General features: G+C 57.5%; 14 protein-coding genes and 1 pseudogene. 5 read left to right on the top strand and 10 right to left on the bottom strand.

Annotation, left to right across the window (positions count from 1 at the left end; translation table 11 throughout):
- Positions 1-31 precede the first annotated feature (31 nt).
- A complete protein-coding gene (locus WB237_RS10265; RefSeq protein WP_336212788.1) occupies positions 32-754 on the top strand; it encodes an ABC transporter ATP-binding protein in 723 nt (240 codons plus the stop codon).
- Here WB237_RS10265 and bioD read toward each other — a convergent pair.
- Genes bioD through bioB form a run of 4 tightly spaced genes read right to left on the bottom strand, consistent with a single transcriptional unit; the run spans position 717 to position 4,344 of the window.
- Positions 717-1,418 (bottom strand): dethiobiotin synthase, encoded by a 702-nt coding sequence (gene bioD, locus WB237_RS10270; protein WP_336212790.1) that lies wholly within the window; start codon positions 1,416-1,418, stop codon positions 717-719. The genes WB237_RS10265 and bioD overlap by 38 nt on opposite strands.
- Positions 1,411-2,166, bottom strand: coding sequence for a malonyl-ACP O-methyltransferase BioC (gene bioC / locus WB237_RS10275; RefSeq protein ID WP_336212793.1), 756 nt, complete (start codon positions 2,164-2,166; stop codon positions 1,411-1,413). The genes bioD and bioC overlap by 8 nt, the downstream gene beginning before the upstream one ends.
- Entirely contained in the window at positions 2,150-3,307 is a 1,158-nt protein-coding gene (gene bioF, locus WB237_RS10280) for an 8-amino-7-oxononanoate synthase (protein ID WP_336212795.1), read from the bottom strand. The genes bioC and bioF overlap by 17 nt, the downstream gene beginning before the upstream one ends.
- On the bottom strand, positions 3,304-4,344 hold the full coding sequence (gene bioB, locus WB237_RS10285; protein ID WP_336212797.1) for a biotin synthase BioB: 1,041 nt from the start codon (positions 4,342-4,344) through the stop codon (positions 3,304-3,306). The genes bioF and bioB overlap by 4 nt, the downstream gene beginning before the upstream one ends.
- A 68-nt stretch (positions 4,345-4,412) precedes the next feature.
- Here bioB and bioA point away from each other — a divergent pair, with 68 nt between their 5' ends.
- Both bioA and WB237_RS10295 read left to right on the top strand, forming a co-directional pair.
- The gene (gene bioA, locus WB237_RS10290; RefSeq protein WP_336212800.1) at positions 4,413-5,720 is read left to right on the top strand and encodes an adenosylmethionine--8-amino-7-oxononanoate transaminase; all 1,308 of its coding nucleotides are present in this window, start codon (positions 4,413-4,415) and stop codon (positions 5,718-5,720) included.
- A 48-nt stretch (positions 5,721-5,768) separates the two neighbouring features.
- Positions 5,769-6,245, top strand: coding sequence for a kinase inhibitor (locus WB237_RS10295; RefSeq protein ID WP_014883071.1), 477 nt, complete (start codon positions 5,769-5,771; stop codon positions 6,243-6,245).
- 84 nt (positions 6,246-6,329) lie between these two features.
- On the opposite strand, the gene hutH is transcribed toward WB237_RS10295, so the two are convergent.
- From hutH to hutI, 5 genes are all read right to left on the bottom strand, one after another.
- Positions 6,330-7,850 carry a histidine ammonia-lyase gene (gene hutH, locus WB237_RS10300; RefSeq protein WP_336212802.1) on the bottom strand — a complete coding sequence of 507 codons (1,521 nt, stop codon included), beginning with the start codon at positions 7,848-7,850 and terminating at the stop codon, positions 6,330-6,332.
- The gene (gene hutU, locus WB237_RS10305; protein WP_336212805.1) at positions 7,847-9,535 is read right to left on the bottom strand and encodes a urocanate hydratase; all 1,689 of its coding nucleotides are present in this window, start codon (positions 9,533-9,535) and stop codon (positions 7,847-7,849) included. Before hutU ends, hutH begins: the two co-directional genes overlap by 4 nt.
- A gap of 127 nt (positions 9,536-9,662) precedes the next feature.
- Positions 9,663-10,397, bottom strand: coding sequence for a histidine utilization repressor (locus WB237_RS10310; protein ID WP_336212808.1), 735 nt, complete (start codon positions 10,395-10,397; stop codon positions 9,663-9,665).
- A gap of 19 nt (positions 10,398-10,416) precedes the next feature.
- The gene (gene hutG, locus WB237_RS10315) at positions 10,417-11,355 is read right to left on the bottom strand and encodes a formimidoylglutamase (RefSeq protein WP_336212810.1); all 939 of its coding nucleotides are present in this window, start codon (positions 11,353-11,355) and stop codon (positions 10,417-10,419) included.
- Positions 11,352-12,575, bottom strand: a complete 1,224-nt coding sequence (hutI, locus tag WB237_RS10320; protein WP_336213553.1) for an imidazolonepropionase — start codon at positions 12,573-12,575, stop codon at positions 11,352-11,354. The genes hutG and hutI overlap by 4 nt, the downstream gene beginning before the upstream one ends.
- Positions 12,576-12,799: 224 nt before the next feature.
- Here hutI and WB237_RS10325 point away from each other — a divergent pair, with 224 nt between their 5' ends.
- Entirely contained in the window at positions 12,800-14,083 is a 1,284-nt protein-coding gene (locus WB237_RS10325; protein ID WP_134707328.1) for a putative acyl-CoA thioester hydrolase, read from the top strand.
- A gap of 88 nt (positions 14,084-14,171) precedes the next feature.
- Here the strand turns inward: WB237_RS10325 and pgl are convergent, their stop codons facing one another.
- Positions 14,172-15,167, bottom strand: a complete 996-nt coding sequence (pgl, locus tag WB237_RS10330) for a 6-phosphogluconolactonase (protein ID WP_336212812.1) — start codon at positions 15,165-15,167, stop codon at positions 14,172-14,174.
- Positions 15,168-15,307: 140 nt separating this feature from the next.
- Between pgl and WB237_RS10335 the strand changes: the two are divergent.
- Positions 15,308-15,520, top strand: a pseudogene (locus tag WB237_RS10335) (HAD-IIB family hydrolase); the annotation flags it as partial.
- Positions 15,521-15,634: the final 114 nt, after the last annotated feature.

Here is a 15,634-nt window from a genome sequence, read left to right on the forward strand (position 1 = left end):
CTCACCTACACACATTTTTAAGGAGAGAAAGATGTTGAGTCTGCGTGCAGTGAATCAGTTTTACGGAAGCCAACATACGCTATGGAACGTGGATTTAGATTTTCCTCAGGGGATGTGTACAGGCGTAGTTGGCCTACCGGGAATGGGAAAAACCACGCTCATGAATTGTATCGCCGGGAAACTGCCCGTCGAGAGCGGCACGATTATCTGGCATGAAGCAGGGGCCCCGCCATGTGATTTGCTCAACCCGTCATCAGAACAACGTTCAGACCCGAAAATAGGCTATGTCCCACAGGACAGGCGGATTTTCTCCCAGTTAACGATTGAGGAGAATCTGCATATTGCCATGCGGGCGACAGGAAAACCCGACCCGGAAGCAAAAAGCGATGTTTACGACCTTTTCCCGGAGCTCTACGCGCTGCGACAGACCCGCGCCAACACGCTCTTACCAGACGACCAGTATCAGTTGGCTCTGGCCAATGCGCTGGTGAATCGTCCGCAAATGCTGATTCTGGATGAACCCATGCAGGGTGCAGGTCACGGCTTTGCCCAGAAGCTGGGGCAACTGCTGGCGCGCTTAAACCGGGAGTTAGGTATGACGGTGTTATTAGCCGAACAGCAGCTGTCGTTTATCCGCCGGGTTGCGGACCGTTTCTGTATGCTCTATCGCGGGCGTAACGTGGCGCAGGGCCACGTTAAAGAACTGGATGACGAGCTCATCGCTCACTGGATGTCGCGGGAAGCAAGACGCTGAGATCAAGATAATGACCCGTTTCGGCATTTTCCGCGCCGTCAGCAAGCCAGGGAATTTCCCCGAGGCACGGCGCGGGAAGGACACGCCTGAGTGTCGTCAGATACTCCTGGTGTCGTTTACCGGGTTCAACTACGTCGTTAGCTATCCAGCCCGCCAGACGCAGTCCAGCCTGCTGTACGGCCTGTGCGGTCAACATGGCGTGATTGATGCAGCCCAGCTTGACGCCGACAACAAGAATGACCGGAAGCTGCTCGGCCTGTACCCAGTCAGCAAATGTCTGCGTGTCCGAAAGCGGCGTAAACCAGCCTCCTGCCCCCTCCACCAGCACCCAGTTTGCCTGCTTTTCCAGTGTCCGCAACCCGGCAGACAGCACGGCGAAATCAATCGGCCGGCCTTCGTCGGCGCTGATAATGTGCGGCGACGTCGGCTCGGCGAAGGTGTAGGGATTCACCGCTGAATAGTCGAGTTTAAGGGTGCTGTTACGCTGCAGCGCCAGCGCGTCGGTGTTGCGTAACCCTTCCGCAGTCATCTCGCTGCCGGAGGCAACAGGCTTATAGCCAGCAGTCGTTTTTCCCCTCTGACGCGCCGCCTGTAACAGAGCAGAACTGGCAACTGTTTTGCCCACTTCCGTATCCGTTCCGGTGACAAAATAACGTTCAGTCACGTTCGATAATCCCATGAAAAAGTTGATAAGAGAGCGGGAAATGCCCCCGCTGCTGTGGCCAGGCCAGCTCCAGGTGTTGCAACTGCCCACGAGTGAGAGGCTTTTTCTCGCGTCCGGCATGCAGGTGCGTGGCACCAATGCCCTTGAGCGAGCGCATGGCGCTGACGGCATCGCTGAAATTGAGGGTGATGACCTGCACCGTGCTTCGATAGCGCCAGCCTGCCAGCGCCTGCGTGACCTGATCATGCGATAAAAATCGGTTGGCATGCGGCTGTTCATCCACCGCTCGCCACGCCTGATCCAGCTCCGGTAGCGAGCTTTCCAGCAGCGTGGTAAAGGCCACCTTGCCACCCGGACGGGCCACGCGGTAAAGCTCGCTTAACGCCAGTGGCAGGCTGTTACACCATTGCACTGCCAGATGGCTCCAGACCAGATCAAATTGTGCCCCGGCCAACGGAATGGCCTCGATATCCGCCACCAGATAGTGATGCGCAGCCTGCTGATGACGCGCCTCATCAAGCATGTCTGATGACAGGTCAATGGCCGTAACGTGGCTTCCCGACTCGCGCCAGTATCGACTATTCCCGCCGGGACCGCATCCGGCATCCAACACCTGCGCAAAACGGGTCTCGCCGAGTAAAGCCAGTAACCCTCGAGCACTCTGGCGCTGGAGTTCATCATGCTGCGAATAGCTGCGTGCCGCCCGGCCAAACGCTGCTGCAATGGCCTGTTTATTGACTGGCGACATACAGAGCCTCCAGAAGTGCCGAAATGTCCTCTGCTTCGTGCGCCGCCGTCAGTGTCAGACGCAGACGCGCCGTGCCCGGTGGCACGGTGGGTGGACGAATGGCAGTTACCCACATCCCCTTCTCGCGCAGCGTCTCAGCCAGTGTGAGCGCCAGACTGTTTTCACCCACGATCACCGGCTGGATGGCGCTTTGCGAATCGGTACTGCGGAAAGGAAGATGGCACAACCCCTGACGAAAACGCTGAATATGTTCCGCCAGACGCGCACGACGTTCTTTGCCTTCCTGGCTGCGGATCACCGCCATTGACGCAGATAACGCCACGGCCTGGGCGGGTGGCATGCTGGTGCTGTAGATCAAATGCCGGGCGAACTGCAACAGATAATCGGCAACGGACTCACTGCACAATACAGCGGCTCCGCTCACGCCAAAACCTTTGCCGAAGGTCACAATCAGCAGTTCCGGCTTCACGCCTTGCTGATGCGCGCTGCCGCGTCCTTCATCCCCCATCACACCAATACCGTGGGCATCGTCGACCAACAGCCAGGCGTTTTGCCTTTTTGCTGCCTCGTGCAGCGCGGCAAGCGGCGCGCTGTCACCGTCCATGCTGAACACCCCTTCTGTGATCGCCAACTGTTGCCCGTCGCAGGGTTTATCCAGCAACGCAGCAAGCTGTCCCGCATCGTTATGGGCAAAACGGCGCAACTGAGCCGGGCTTAAATTTGCCGCCTCCAGCAGCGAGGCGTGGCTTAAACGGTCGGCGACAATGCGGTCATCTTTTCCCATCAGGGCGGTGATAACCGCCTGATTCGCGGCAAAACCAGAGATAAACAGCAACGCACGCGGGTAACCCAGCCAGTCCGCAAGCTCCTCCTCCAGCGCCTGATGCGCTGTAGTGTATCCGCTGACATGTCCTGACCCGCCGCTGCCCACGCCAAATCGCTCCGCCCCCTGCTGCCAGGCGCGAACGATGGCCGGATGCTGGCTCAGCCCGAGATAATCATTGCTGGAGAAATTACAAAACTGCCGGTTATCACGGGTAAGAAAACGGCCTGCGCCGTTTTCAACTACCCTGCGGACGCGAAACGCATCTGCCACCCGACGCTCTTCCAGCGCGGAATGGATACGTGCCTGCCAGGTCATACAGATGCCGCGTTATAGAACTGATCGGTGTCGGCGTTGAAAATCTGCTGCTCCAGCTGCTGCTGTTGCTCGTTGTCACCCGTCATCACCTCGGTCTGATGAGGGTTAAGCCCCAGCTTACGGAACAGCTGAACATCTTTGTCCTCTTCCGGGTTCGGTGTGGTCAGCAGTTTGCAGCCGTAGAAGATGGAGTTGGCCCCGGCCATAAAGCACATCGCCTGGGTCTGTTCGTTCATCTGCTCGCGACCGGCAGAGAGGCGAACGAAAGAGGTCGGCATCATGATGCGCGCCACCGCAATGGTGCGGATAAAGTCAAATGCATCCACGTCGTCGTTATCCGCCAGCGGCGTGCCTTTGACCTTCACCAGCATGTTGATTGGCACGCTTTCCGGCGGCGTTGGCAGGTTCGCCAGTTGCAGCAGCAGACCCGCGCGATCTTTCACCGTTTCACCTAAGCCCACAATACCGCCTGAACAGACTTTAATACCGGCATCGCGGACTTTATCCAGCGTGTCCAGACGCTCCTGGTAGGTACGCGTGGTGATGATATTGCCGTAAAACTCTGGCGACGTGTCGAGGTTGTGGTTGTAGTAATCCAGCCCTGCCGCAGAGAGGCGCTGCGCCTGCTCTTCATTCAGCGTGCCAAGGGTCATACAGGCTTCGAGTCCCATCTCCTTAACGCCCTTCACCATCTGCTCCAGATACGGCATGTCGCGATCGTGCGGGTTTTTCCACGCGGCGCCCATGCAGAAGCGGGTCGAGCCAGCGTTTTTCGCCTTACGGGCGGAGTCGAGCACCTGCTCGACTTCCATCAGCCGTTCAGATTCCAGACCGGTTTTATAACGCGCGCTCTGTGGGCAATATTTGCAATCTTCCGGGCAGGCACCGGTCTTGATCGACAGCAACGTACTGACCTGTACATGGCGGGGGTCGAAGTGCTGACGATGTACCTGCTGGGCTTCAAACATCAGTTCAAGGAAAGGCTTGTTAAATAATTCAGTGACTTGCGACATCGTCCAGCGTGCGTGGTGAGCCATTGGGCTTCTCCAAAGGGTTTTGTTAATTTTCGGTTCGGTTTATACTCGTAAACCTAAAACTTTTCAAAATGGTTTACAAGTCGATTATGACCCAGGACGATCTCGCCTTCGACAAGCAGCATATCTGGCACCCTTACACCTCCACCACCCGCCCTCTTCCCGTCTACCCGGTGGCTTCGGCACACGGTTGCGAGCTACACCTCGCCAGCGGTGAGCCGCTGGTTGACGGGATGTCTTCCTGGTGGGCGGCCATTCATGGGTACAACCACCCGCGCCTGAATGCGGCGATGAAAGCGCAGATTGACCAGATGTCGCACGTGATGTTTGGCGGGATAACCCATCAGCCCGCGGTGGATTTATGCCGTCGCCTGGTGGCAATGACGCCTGAAGTCCTGGAGTGCGTGTTCCTGGCTGACTCCGGTTCTGTGGCAGTGGAAGTGGCAATGAAAATGGCACTGCAGTACTGGCATGCCAGAGGGGAATCCCGTCAGCGGTTCCTGACCTTCCGCAACGGCTATCACGGCGATACCTTCGGGGCGATGTCGGTGTGCGATCCGGACAACTCCATGCACAGCCTGTGGAAAGGCTATCTGCCGGAAAACCTGTTTGCCCCTGCCCCGCAGAGCCGCTTCGACGGCGAGTGGAACGAGATGGACATGGTCGGCTTCGCGCGGCTGATGGCGGCGCATCGCCATGAAATCGCCGCGGTGATCCTGGAGCCTGTCGTGCAGGGAGCAGGCGGGATGCGGATGTACCACCCGGAGTGGCTGAGGCGTATTCGCAAGATGTGCGATCGCGAGGGCATTCTGCTGATTGCCGATGAGATCGCCACCGGTTTTGGCCGTACGGGCAAGCTGTTTGCCTGTGAACATGCGGGCATCGCGCCAGATATTCTGTGTCTGGGTAAATCGCTCACCGGCGGTACGATGACGCTTTCCGCCACACTGACTACCCGCCATGTTGCCGACACTATAAGCGACGGTGAAGCGAGCTGCTTTATGCACGGCCCGACGTTTATGGGCAATCCGCTGGCCTGCGCGGTGGCGAGCGAAAGCCTTGCCATTCTGGAAAGCGGCGAGTGGCAAACGCAGGTTGCGGCGATAGAGACGCAGTTGAAAGCAGAGCTGAGCGCCGCCTCGGGTGCGAATTTTGTGGCGGACGTACGCGTGCTGGGCGCCATTGGCGTGATTGAAACCACCCATCCGGTGAATATGGCAGCGCTGCAGCGCTTCTTTGTCGAACGTGGCGTTTGGGTTCGTCCATTCGGCAAGCTTATCTACCTGATGCCGCCGTATATCATTACGCCCGATCAGTTGCGTAAGCTCACCGACGCGGTCGTCGAAGCCGTTAACATTCCCGCGCATTTCGCGATTTAACCCTATGCATTACACTTTCTGCACGAGTGATTAACGAGGGTAAATCGTATGAAAATCATCAGTAAAGATCTGCGCGACGGTGAAAAACTGCCGGAGCGTCATGTTTTCAACGGCATGGGGTACCAGGGGGATAATATCTCCCCGCACCTGGCGTGGGACGAGGTTCCGGCCGGAACCAAAAGTTTTGTGGTCACCTGTTACGACCCGGATGCACCGACAGGCTCAGGCTGGTGGCACTGGATTGTGGCGAACCTGCCCGCCGACACACGCGTACTGCCACAGGGTTCCGGCTCTGGCCTGGTTGCTCTGCCTGAAGGTGCGATTCAGACCCGTACCGATTTTGGTAAAGCGGGCTACGGTGGCGCAGCGCCGCCAAAAGGGGAAACCCACCGCTATATCTTCACGGTGCATGCGCTGGATGTGGACAAGATTGAGGTGGATGAAGGGGCGAGCGGCGCGATGGTAGGGTTTAACGTACATTTCCATTCGCTCGGCAGCGCGTCGATTACGGCGATGTATTCATAAAAAAAGCCGGGTGGCGGCTACGCCTTACCCGGCCTGGATTTCGCACTCCCAGGCCCGGTAAGCGCAGCGCCACCGGGCAAAAAATCACAGCACTGGCGGCAACAACCCCACCAGCCGTCCTTCTTCCAGAAGCTGCATCGCTTTATCAATATCCGGCGCAAAGAAGCGGTCGTCGTCATAATGCGATACATGCTCGCGCAGCGCATGACGCGCCTGTTCCAGCAGCGGACTGGATTTCAGCCCTTCGCGCAGATCGATTCCCTGACACGCCGCCAGCCATTCCACCGCCAGCACGCCACGGGTGTTGGATGCCATCTCCCACAAACGACGCCCGGCAGCCGGAGCCATAGAAACGTGATCTTCCTGGTTTGCCGATGTTGGCAGGCTATCCACGCTATGCGGATGCGACAGGGCTTTGTTCTCGCTCGCCAGCGCCGCCGCGGTGACCTGGGCAATCATAAAGCCCGAGTTAACTCCGCCGTTACGTACCAGGAACGGTGGCAGCTGAGACATGTGTTTATCCATCATCAACGCAATGCGACGTTCAGACAACGCACCGACTTCAGCAATCGCCAGGGCAATGTTATCCGCCGCCATTGCCACAGGCTCAGCGTGGAAGTTGCCCCCGGACACCACTTCATTTTCCTGCGCGAATACCAGTGGGTTATCGGACACCGCGTTGGCTTCCACCAGCAACACCTCTGCCGCCTGGCGCAGTTGCGTCAGGCACGCGCCCATTACCTGCGGCTGGCAACGCAGGGAATATGGATCCTGCACCTTTTCACAGTTGTGGTGTGAATCTGCAATACCACTAGTTTCGGTGAGTACATGACGGTACATGGTGGCGGCATCAATTTGCCCACGCTGGCCGCGCACCTCGTGAATACGGGCGTCGAACGGGCGACGCGAGCCCAGTACGGCTTCAGTGGTCAGGGCACCGCACACCACTGCTGAGGCGAACAGATCTTCAGCCTCAAACAGGCCGCGTAAAGCGAATGCCGTCGACGCCTGAGTTCCGTTCAGCAGCGCCAGCCCCTCTTTTGCCGCCAGGGTGATCGGGTTCAACCCGGCTTTTTTCAGCGCCTCTTTCGCAGGAAGCCACTCACCCTGCCAGCGCGCCTGCCCTTCACCGAGCAGCAGCAGCGACATGTGCGCCAGCGGCGCGAGATCGCCGGATGCACCGACAGAACCTTTTGCCGGGATCCACGGATAGACTTCTGCGTTCACCAGCGCCATCAACGCCTGGATCACGCTCAGGCGAATGCCCGAGAAACCGCGCGCCAGGCTGTTGATTTTAAGCACCATCATCAGGCGGACAATCTCATCATCCAGCGGCTGACCAACCCCCGCCGCGTGTGACAGCACCAGCGAACGCTGTAAGTTTTCCAGATCGTGTGTCGCAATACGTGTCTGCGCCAGCAGCCCAAAACCGGTGTTAATGCCGTAGGCGGTGCGCCCTTCGGCAACAATGGCTTCGACGCAGGCAACACTGTCGTTGATCGCGGCGTGGGCACTTTCATCAAGCGAGAGCGTGACCGGTTGACGCCAGACGCTACGCAGTTGTTTCAGCGTCAGTGAACCGGGGGTGAGTGTTAAGGCGTTCATTCATGATTTCCTTGTGTGGCTGCGATCATCGGCAGGTTTAGCCCCTGCTCTTTGGCACATTCAATGGCAATCTCGTAACCAGCGTCTGCGTGACGCATCACACCGGTTGCCGGGTCGTTGTGCAGCACGCGAGCGATACGCGCAGCAGCTTCATCCGTTCCGTCACAGACAATGACCATCCCGGAATGCTGGGAGAAGCCCATCCCCACGCCGCCACCGTGGTGCAACGATACCCAGGTCGCGCCGCTGGCCGTATTCAGTAAGGCGTTCAGCAAAGGCCAGTCGGAGACTGCATCCGATCCGTCGCGCATGGCTTCGGTTTCACGGTTAGGGCTGGCAACGGAACCGGAGTCCAGATGGTCACGACCAATCACAATCGGCGCGGAGACTTCGCCGCTGCGCACCATTTCGTTAAAGGCCAGACCCAGTTTTTGCCGCCACTCCAGCCCTACCCAGCAGATGCGCGCCGGTAAGCCCTGGAAGTTGATGCGCTCGCGGGCCATATCCAGCCAGTGGTGCAGATGTTCGTCATCCGCGACAATCTCTTTCACTTTGGCGTCGGTTTTGTAGATATCCTCCGGGTCACCGGACAGGGCAACCCAGCGGAACGGACCGATACCGCGGCAGAACAGCGGGCGAATATAAGCAGGAACGAACCCCGGGAAGTCGAAGGCATTATTCACGCCCATCTCTTTCGCCATCTGGCGGATGTTGTTGCCGTAATCAAAGGTAGGAATGCCCATCTCGCTAAAGGCCAGCATGGCGGAGACGTGTTCTGCCATGGAACGTTTGGCAGCAAGCACCGTACCTTCCGGATCGGTTTCCGCTTTTTGCTGGTAGGCTTCCCACGTCCAGCCTTTTGGCAGGTAACCGTGCAAAGGATCATGAGCACTGGTCTGGTCGGTCACCAGATCCGGGCGCACGCCGCGGGCGACGAGTTCAGGAAGAATATCTGCCGCGTTGCCGCACAGGGCAATCGACACCGCTTTGCCTTCGGTTGTGTATTTTTTGATACGTGCCAGCGCATCGTCCAGGCTGGTTGCCTGTTCGTCGACGTAACGGGTACGCAGACGGAAATCAATGCGGCTCTGCTGACACTCAATGTTCAGCGAGCACGCGCCGGCAAGCGTGGCGGCCAGCGGCTGCGCGCCGCCCATGCCGCCGAGACCCGCGGTCAATACCCAGCGGCCTTTGAGCGAGCCGTTATAGTGCTGGCGACCGGCTTCCACGAAGGTTTCGTAGGTGCCCTGCACAATCCCCTGGCTGCCGATGTAGATCCAGCTACCCGCGGTCATCTGGCCATACATCGCCAGCCCTTTCGCGTCCAGTTCGTTGAAGTGTTCCCAGGTGGCCCAGTGCGGCACGAGGTTAGAGTTAGCAATCAACACGCGCGGCGCGTTCTTGTGCGTTTTGAATACGCCAACCGGTTTGCCGGACTGCACCAGCAGGGTTTCGTCGTGTTCGAGTTCGGTCAGGGATTTTACAATTGCGTCATAGCACTCCCAGTTGCGCGCGGCGCGGCCTATGCCGCCGTAGACCACCAGCTCGTGGGGGTTTTCCGCTACCTCAGGATCAAGGTTGTTCATCAACATGCGCAGCGGGGCTTCGGTGAGCCAGCTTTTTGCGGTAAGGGTGGTGCCGCGCGGGGCGCGGACATCCTGCTGGCGGTATTTACCTGACGACATTGTGTGCTCCTCATACGGGACAGATGATGCATTTAGATATACTTGTATAGACAAGCACACACAAGGTCGAATTTAACAAAAAAGATACAATTTTGTTATATTGCGTTAGCTATCACGCTTTTAAAACTTATGACATAAAGTGGCCCTGCAGCCGGTAGCGGTTACCCGGGAAAAGCAGCCGGGCATGCGACACAATTTGCGATGACGACCATGTACGACGGCGGATCAGCAGGCACGGATCGTGCTCTTTAATGCGCAGCCGTTCACACTCCTGCGGCGTGGCGCGCACGGCTTCCACAATGTGCTCCCCTTCCGTCAGAGGTGCAACAAGCGAAAGATAGGCGTGCGGCGTGGTGTGGGTGTAATCCTGGTTCAGGTAGTCTGGTATCCGTTCGGCGTTAACGCAGCGATCTTCAATCTGCACCGGAATGTCGTTTTCGAAATGCACCATCACGGAGTGGAAGATCCGGCTCCCCTCTTTGACATTCAGCTCTACCGCCTGCTCGGCGCTGGCCTGGGTTTCTTCCAGCACCAGCACCTCACAGCGGTGCTGATGGTTACGCGCGGTGATCTCATCGGCAATACTGCGGATTTCAAACAGGGCTGATTGGCCTTTCGGTTCCGCCACAAACGTTCCGACCCCCTGCAAGCGCACAAGAAGACCTTCGTCGGTCAGTTCGCGCAGCGCCCGGTTGACGGTCATCCGGCTAAAACCAAACTGCGCCACCAGATCGGCCTCCGAGGGAATACGGTCGTGCGGCCGCCAGACACCCGTGGCGATTTTTTCGCTTATCGCCTGCTTCACCTTTTCGTAGAAAGGTGCGGGAGGGCTCGACTGCGGCAGGGGTGAGCGTGAAAACATCGTGACTCCTTGAATAGTGTTATGCCCACCAGTGAGCAATTTGCCAGGCCAGACGGGCGGCAAGCTTTGCACCCTGTCCGTCCCGATCGTACTGCGGGTTAAACTCTACCAGATCGGCTGCCTGTAGCTTACCGCTGCGGCAGATTTGTTCGATAACCGGCAGAAGATCCAGCGCCGGTATGCCTAACGCGGCCGGTGCGGACACGGCAGGCATTTCGCTCGCGGGCAGGACGTCCAGATCGATCGTCAGATAGATACGATCGGCCTGCGCCAGCACCCTTTCCAGTGCGGGTAGCGCATCGCGCCTGAAATGGAGATCTTCCACCAGCGTGACGTTCAGGCGTTCGGCCTCATCCCACAGCGCCAGCGTGTTCGCCGCCCGGCTCACGCCAAAGCAGGCGTACTGAAACTCCCGCCCGCGCTCATCGCAGTAATGCGCAAGCTGGCGAAACGGAGTGCCGGACGTCGCCCGGTCAGCCTTACGCAGGTCAAGATGGGCATCAAGATTGATCACCACCACGCGCTCGTTCGGGAACGCATCCAGAATGCCCCGACCGTGCGCCCAGGCCGTTTCGTGCCCGCCGCCAAAGACCAGCGTACGCATCCCGGACTGCTGGCAGGCCGTGACGGCATCACTTAACGCCTGCTGGGCCGCTTCCAGCTCGTCACCTTCTACGTAAACCGAGCCCATATCCGCCAGCCGTTCGTGCCCCTGATGGCTTGCCATATTCGCCAGCGCCTTTCGCAGAATATCCGGAGCCTGCACGGCGCCGGGCCTGCCATGATTGCGTTTCACCCCTTCATCACATTCAAAGCCTATCAGCGCGATGCCGGATGGAAGCGGCGTGAACTGCCCCTGCTGCTTTATCGTCTGGAAAATGCGCGTTGCATTGCTGGCCTCGGCGCTGTCGTCGCGCCCCTGCCAGACCGTTTCGGCTACCGACCGCCATAACCTCATACTGCCTCCCCACGGAAAATACGCTGATACAGCGGATTGCGTCCCGGCTCGTAGACCATCTCAACCGGATGACGAGCATCCCAGACGATAAAATCGGCGACAAACCCTGCCCGCAGCTGTCCGTGGGTTGCGCCACGACCCAGCGCCTGCGCGGCATGTCGCGTGACGCCAGCCCAGGCCTCTTCAGGGGTCAGACCAAACTGGACGCAGGCCATATTCATCGCCAGATGCAGGCTGGCAAACGGGCTGGTGCCGGGGTTATAGTCAGTGGCGACGGCCATCGGCACGCCCTGTTTCCTGAGCTGTTCAACTGGCGGTCGCTGGCGCTCCTGAAGAAAATAGAACGCGCCAGGCAGCAATACGGCAACGGTCCCGCTTTGCGCCATCGCCTGAACGCCTGCTTCATCCAGGTATTCGATATGATCGGCCGACAGGCCCTTATATCGGCTGACCAGCGCTGCGCCACCCAGATTTGAGAGCTGTTCAACATGCCCCTTCACCGGGATACCGAGCGCGGTTGCCGCCTTAAAGAGGCGCTCGGTTTGCGACGGGGTAAAGCCGACGTTTTCGCAAAACACGTCGACTGCTTCGTATAACTCTTTTTGCCACAGCATGGGCAGGATCTGCTCACAGACCAGCGTGAGGTACGCATCCGGATCCTGTCGGAATTCCGGCGGAACCGCATGAGCCGCCAGCAGCGTTGGGCTGATATCAACCGGATTATTGAGGCTCAGTTGGCGTGCAACCTGCAGCATCTTCTCCTCGGCATCGGCGTTTAGCCCGTATCCGGATTTGATTTCAACCGTGGTGACACCTTCATTCATCAGACGCTGAAGCCGCTGCTGGGCCAGTTTCAGCAGGGTTTCAGGTGAACTGCTGCGCGTCGCCGTCACGGTAGCGTTAATCCCGCCTCCCTGGGCGCTGATTGTTTGATAAGAGACACCGTTCAGACGCTGCTCCCATTCTGCCGCGCGATCGCCGCCAAACACCAGGTGGGTATGGCAGTCAATCAGGCCTGGTGTAACCAGACGTCCCTGAAGATCGACGCAGTGACGGTGTCCTGAAGGTATTTCAGATTCAGGGATCACGGCCTGAATGGTTTGGCCGCGCACCACCAGAGCGTGTTGCTTTTTCAGGCCATACGGCGCGGTGCCTTCCGGATCCATCGTTGCCAGTCGCGCATTTCGCCATATTACATCGTCGGGATGAAGCTGCTGCATGGATATTCCACTTGTCATGGGTTGTATAGACATTTATTTTCATCCACTGCCCGCTGTCAACCGTCCTGATGGAAAATGTTATTTATTTGTGATGACTTTCCCGCCCCCCGAGGGCAAAAAATGCAACTTTTACCCTTTTTAACTTCCCGTTTCGCTCAACTTAGTATAAAAAAGCAGGCTATTTCGTCTATCCCGTTAAGACTTGCATACCCAGGAGCTTTACCTTGAACATTTCCAGGATTTCCCGTCTGGCGTTAGCACTCGCCTTTGGCGTGACATTATCCGCATGCAGTTCAACACCACCGGATCAGCTGCCTTCTGAGCAGGTAGCACCGGGTACCGCCTCCCGCCCGATTTTGTCCGCTGATGAAGCGAAGAACTTCGACCGTGCACACTACTTCTCGGCGATGGAACCCAACGCTGCGCCGTGGACACCGTCTTCTATTAACCTGCCAAAACAGCCTGACTTCGTCGTTGGACCAGCAGGTGCGCAGGGTGTAACGCATACCTCTATTCAGGCTGCGGTTGATGCTGCCATCACGAAGCACAGCGCTTCTCGTCAGTACATCGCGATCCTGCCAGGCGAATATGAAGGCACCGTTTACGTTCCAGCGGCGCCAGGCAGCATTACCCTTTACGGTCTGGGCGAAAAAGCGATCGATGTAAAAATTGGCCTGGCGATTGATTCAGAAATCGACAGCAACGCCTGGCGTCACCTGGTGAACCCAGCCGGTAAATATATGCCGGGCAAACCTGCGTGGTACATGTTTGATAACTGCCAGAGCAAACGTTCTGCCACCATTGGTGTGATGTGCTCCGCGGTATTCTGGTCTCAGAATAATGGCTTGCAGCTGCAAAACCTGACCATTCAGAACACCCTGGGTGACAGCGTCGATGCAGGTAACCATCAGGCCGTCGCGCTGCGTAGCGATGGCGATAAAGTACAGATCAACAACGTTAACATTCTCGGCCGTCAGAACACCTTCTTCGTGACCAACAGCGGTGTACAGAACACACTGCAGAACAACCGCCTGACCCGTACGCTGGTGACTAACAGCTACGTCGAAGGTGATGTTGACCTGGTATCCGGTCGTGGCGCGGTGGTGTTTGATAACACCGACTTCCGCGTGGTGAACTCGCGTACTCAGCAGGAAGGCTATGTCTTTGCACCAGCGACGCAGTCTAATCTGTTCTTCGGTTTCCTGGCCGTAAACAGCCGCTTTAACGCTGCCGGTGACGGCGTAGCGCAGCTGGGCCGCTCACTGGATGTGGACTCTGCAACCAACGGTCAGGTGGTGATCCGCGACAGCGTGATCAACGAAGGCTTTAACATGGCGAAGCCGTGGGCGGATGCCGCGATCTCCAAACGTCCGTTCTCCGGCAATACCGGTGCGGTGGACGATAAAGGAAACGTGCAGCGCAACCTGAACGACGCTAACTTCAACCGCATGTGGGAATACAACAACCGCGGTCTGGGTAGCAAAGTGGTTGCTGAGCCGAAGCAGTAAGATGTTTTGCCGGGTGGCGGCTTCGCCTTACCCGGCTTACAGAGATAAAAAAACCTCGCATTCGCGAGGTTTTTTTGTTTTAAGCCGCTTAGTGGGCGTTAACCACCACCCACATAGGCCCCTGGCCGACCGCATAGCGCCCTTTCTCTTCCAGCAGGCCCTGCTCGCCTTTGATTTCATACAGCGCAATGTGGTGGGATTTCTGCCCTGCTGCGATCAGATATTTACCGCTGTGGTCGATATTAAAACCGCGCGGCTGGGTTTCCGTTGGCTGGAAGCCTTCAATCGCCAGCACGCTGCCATCTTCCGAGACGCTAAACACGGTAATCAGGCTGGAGGTACGATCACAGGCGTACAGATGGCGGCCATTTGGCGTAATGTGAATATCCGCAGCCCAACGGGTGTCAGAGAAGTCAGACGGCATCATATCCAGCGTCTGCACGCACTCAATCTGGCCGTTAGGATCCTTCAGTTCCCAGACGTCCACCGAGCTGTTCAGTTCGTTCACAACGTAGGCGTACTGCTGGTTCGGATGGAAGACCATATGACGCGGCCCAGCCCCCTCTACGGTGGTCACTTCCGCCGGATTCTGTGCCACCAGGTGACCATCGTCGCTCAGGGTGAACAGGCAGATGCGATCCTGCTTCAATGCAGGTACCCACAGTGTACGGTTATCCGGCGTGATATTCGCCGAGTGGCAACCTTCCAGCCCTTCCACCACATCGACAGTTTCAACCGGAATACCGTTATCCAGACGCGTTACGCTGACACAGCCTGCGTTATACGAGCCACTAAAGACAAAATTGCCTTTACGATCGGTAGAGATATGGGTTGGGCTGCCCGGCAATGGCGCTTCGGCAGTGTAAGTCAGCGCGCCGTCGTCCGGAGAGATGCGGTAGGCCAGCACGCGAAACTCCGGGCGCACACCCACGTACAAGAAACGTTTATCCGGACTGATGACCATCGGCTGCACCTGCCCTGGAACATCAACAACCTGCACCAGCGTGAGTGACCCTTCGGTATTTAAACGCCAGACATGGATCTGCTGGCTTTCAGGACTGGCGGTATAAACGGTTTGTTTCATGAATATTCACTCCTCACTGCGCATGAAAGTAGTTAACTTTTGACGGTGAATGCTGAATTGTCGACAGGAGTTTTGAAGCATCCGCCTCTCGGTGTACCATCCCATCAAAACGTAAATTCAATATTAACCCGGAAAAACAAATGACCTCGCGTGTGATTGCTCTGGATTTAGACGGTACCTTACTGACGCCGCAAAAAACCCTCCTCCCCTCCTCCCTTGAAGCGCTTAAACGCGCGCAGGAAGTGGGATATCAACTCCTTATCGTAACGGGTCGACATCACGTTGCCATTCACCCTTTTTATCAGGCACTGGCGTTAGATACACCTGCAATTTGTTGTAATGGCACTTATTTGAGTGTGTGACGCTTATTACAACATTTTTACCCATCCAGGGCAATACGCCAGTATCCAACGCTGTTCCAGTGCTCAACAAGACTCTTCACCTTGTTTCGTCGTACCCGCAAAGCG

The organism is Enterobacter sp. P82, assembly GCF_037053385.1.
Lineage (GTDB): Bacteria > Pseudomonadota > Gammaproteobacteria > Enterobacterales > Enterobacteriaceae > Enterobacter.

Coding starts and splice junctions, on each gene's coding strand:
- hutU (WP_336212805.1), bottom strand. CDS start 9,535: ATGTCGTCAGGTAAATACCGCCAGCAGGATGTCCGCGCCCCGCGCGGC.
- hutG (WP_336212810.1), bottom strand. CDS start 11,355: ATGAGGTTATGGCGGTCGGTAGCCGAAACGGTCTGGCAGGGGCGCGAC.
- bioB (WP_336212797.1), bottom strand. CDS start 4,344: ATGGCTCACCACGCACGCTGGACGATGTCGCAAGTCACTGAATTATTT.
- hutI (WP_336213553.1), bottom strand. CDS start 12,575: ATGCAGCAGCTTCATCCCGACGATGTAATATGGCGAAATGCGCGACTG.
- hutH (WP_336212802.1), bottom strand. CDS start 7,850: ATGAACGCCTTAACACTCACCCCCGGTTCACTGACGCTGAAACAACTG.
- WB237_RS10295 (WP_014883071.1), top strand. CDS start 5,769: ATGAAAATCATCAGTAAAGATCTGCGCGACGGTGAAAAACTGCCGGAG.
- WB237_RS10265 (WP_336212788.1), top strand. CDS start 32: ATGTTGAGTCTGCGTGCAGTGAATCAGTTTTACGGAAGCCAACATACG.
- pgl (WP_336212812.1), bottom strand. CDS start 15,167: ATGAAACAAACCGTTTATACCGCCAGTCCTGAAAGCCAGCAGATCCAT.
- bioF (WP_336212795.1), bottom strand. CDS start 3,307: ATGACCTGGCAGGCACGTATCCATTCCGCGCTGGAAGAGCGTCGGGTG.
- bioA (WP_336212800.1), top strand. CDS start 4,413: ATGGTTTACAAGTCGATTATGACCCAGGACGATCTCGCCTTCGACAAG.
- bioC (WP_336212793.1), bottom strand. CDS start 2,166: ATGTCGCCAGTCAATAAACAGGCCATTGCAGCAGCGTTTGGCCGGGCG.
- WB237_RS10310 (WP_336212808.1), bottom strand. CDS start 10,397: ATGTTTTCACGCTCACCCCTGCCGCAGTCGAGCCCTCCCGCACCTTTC.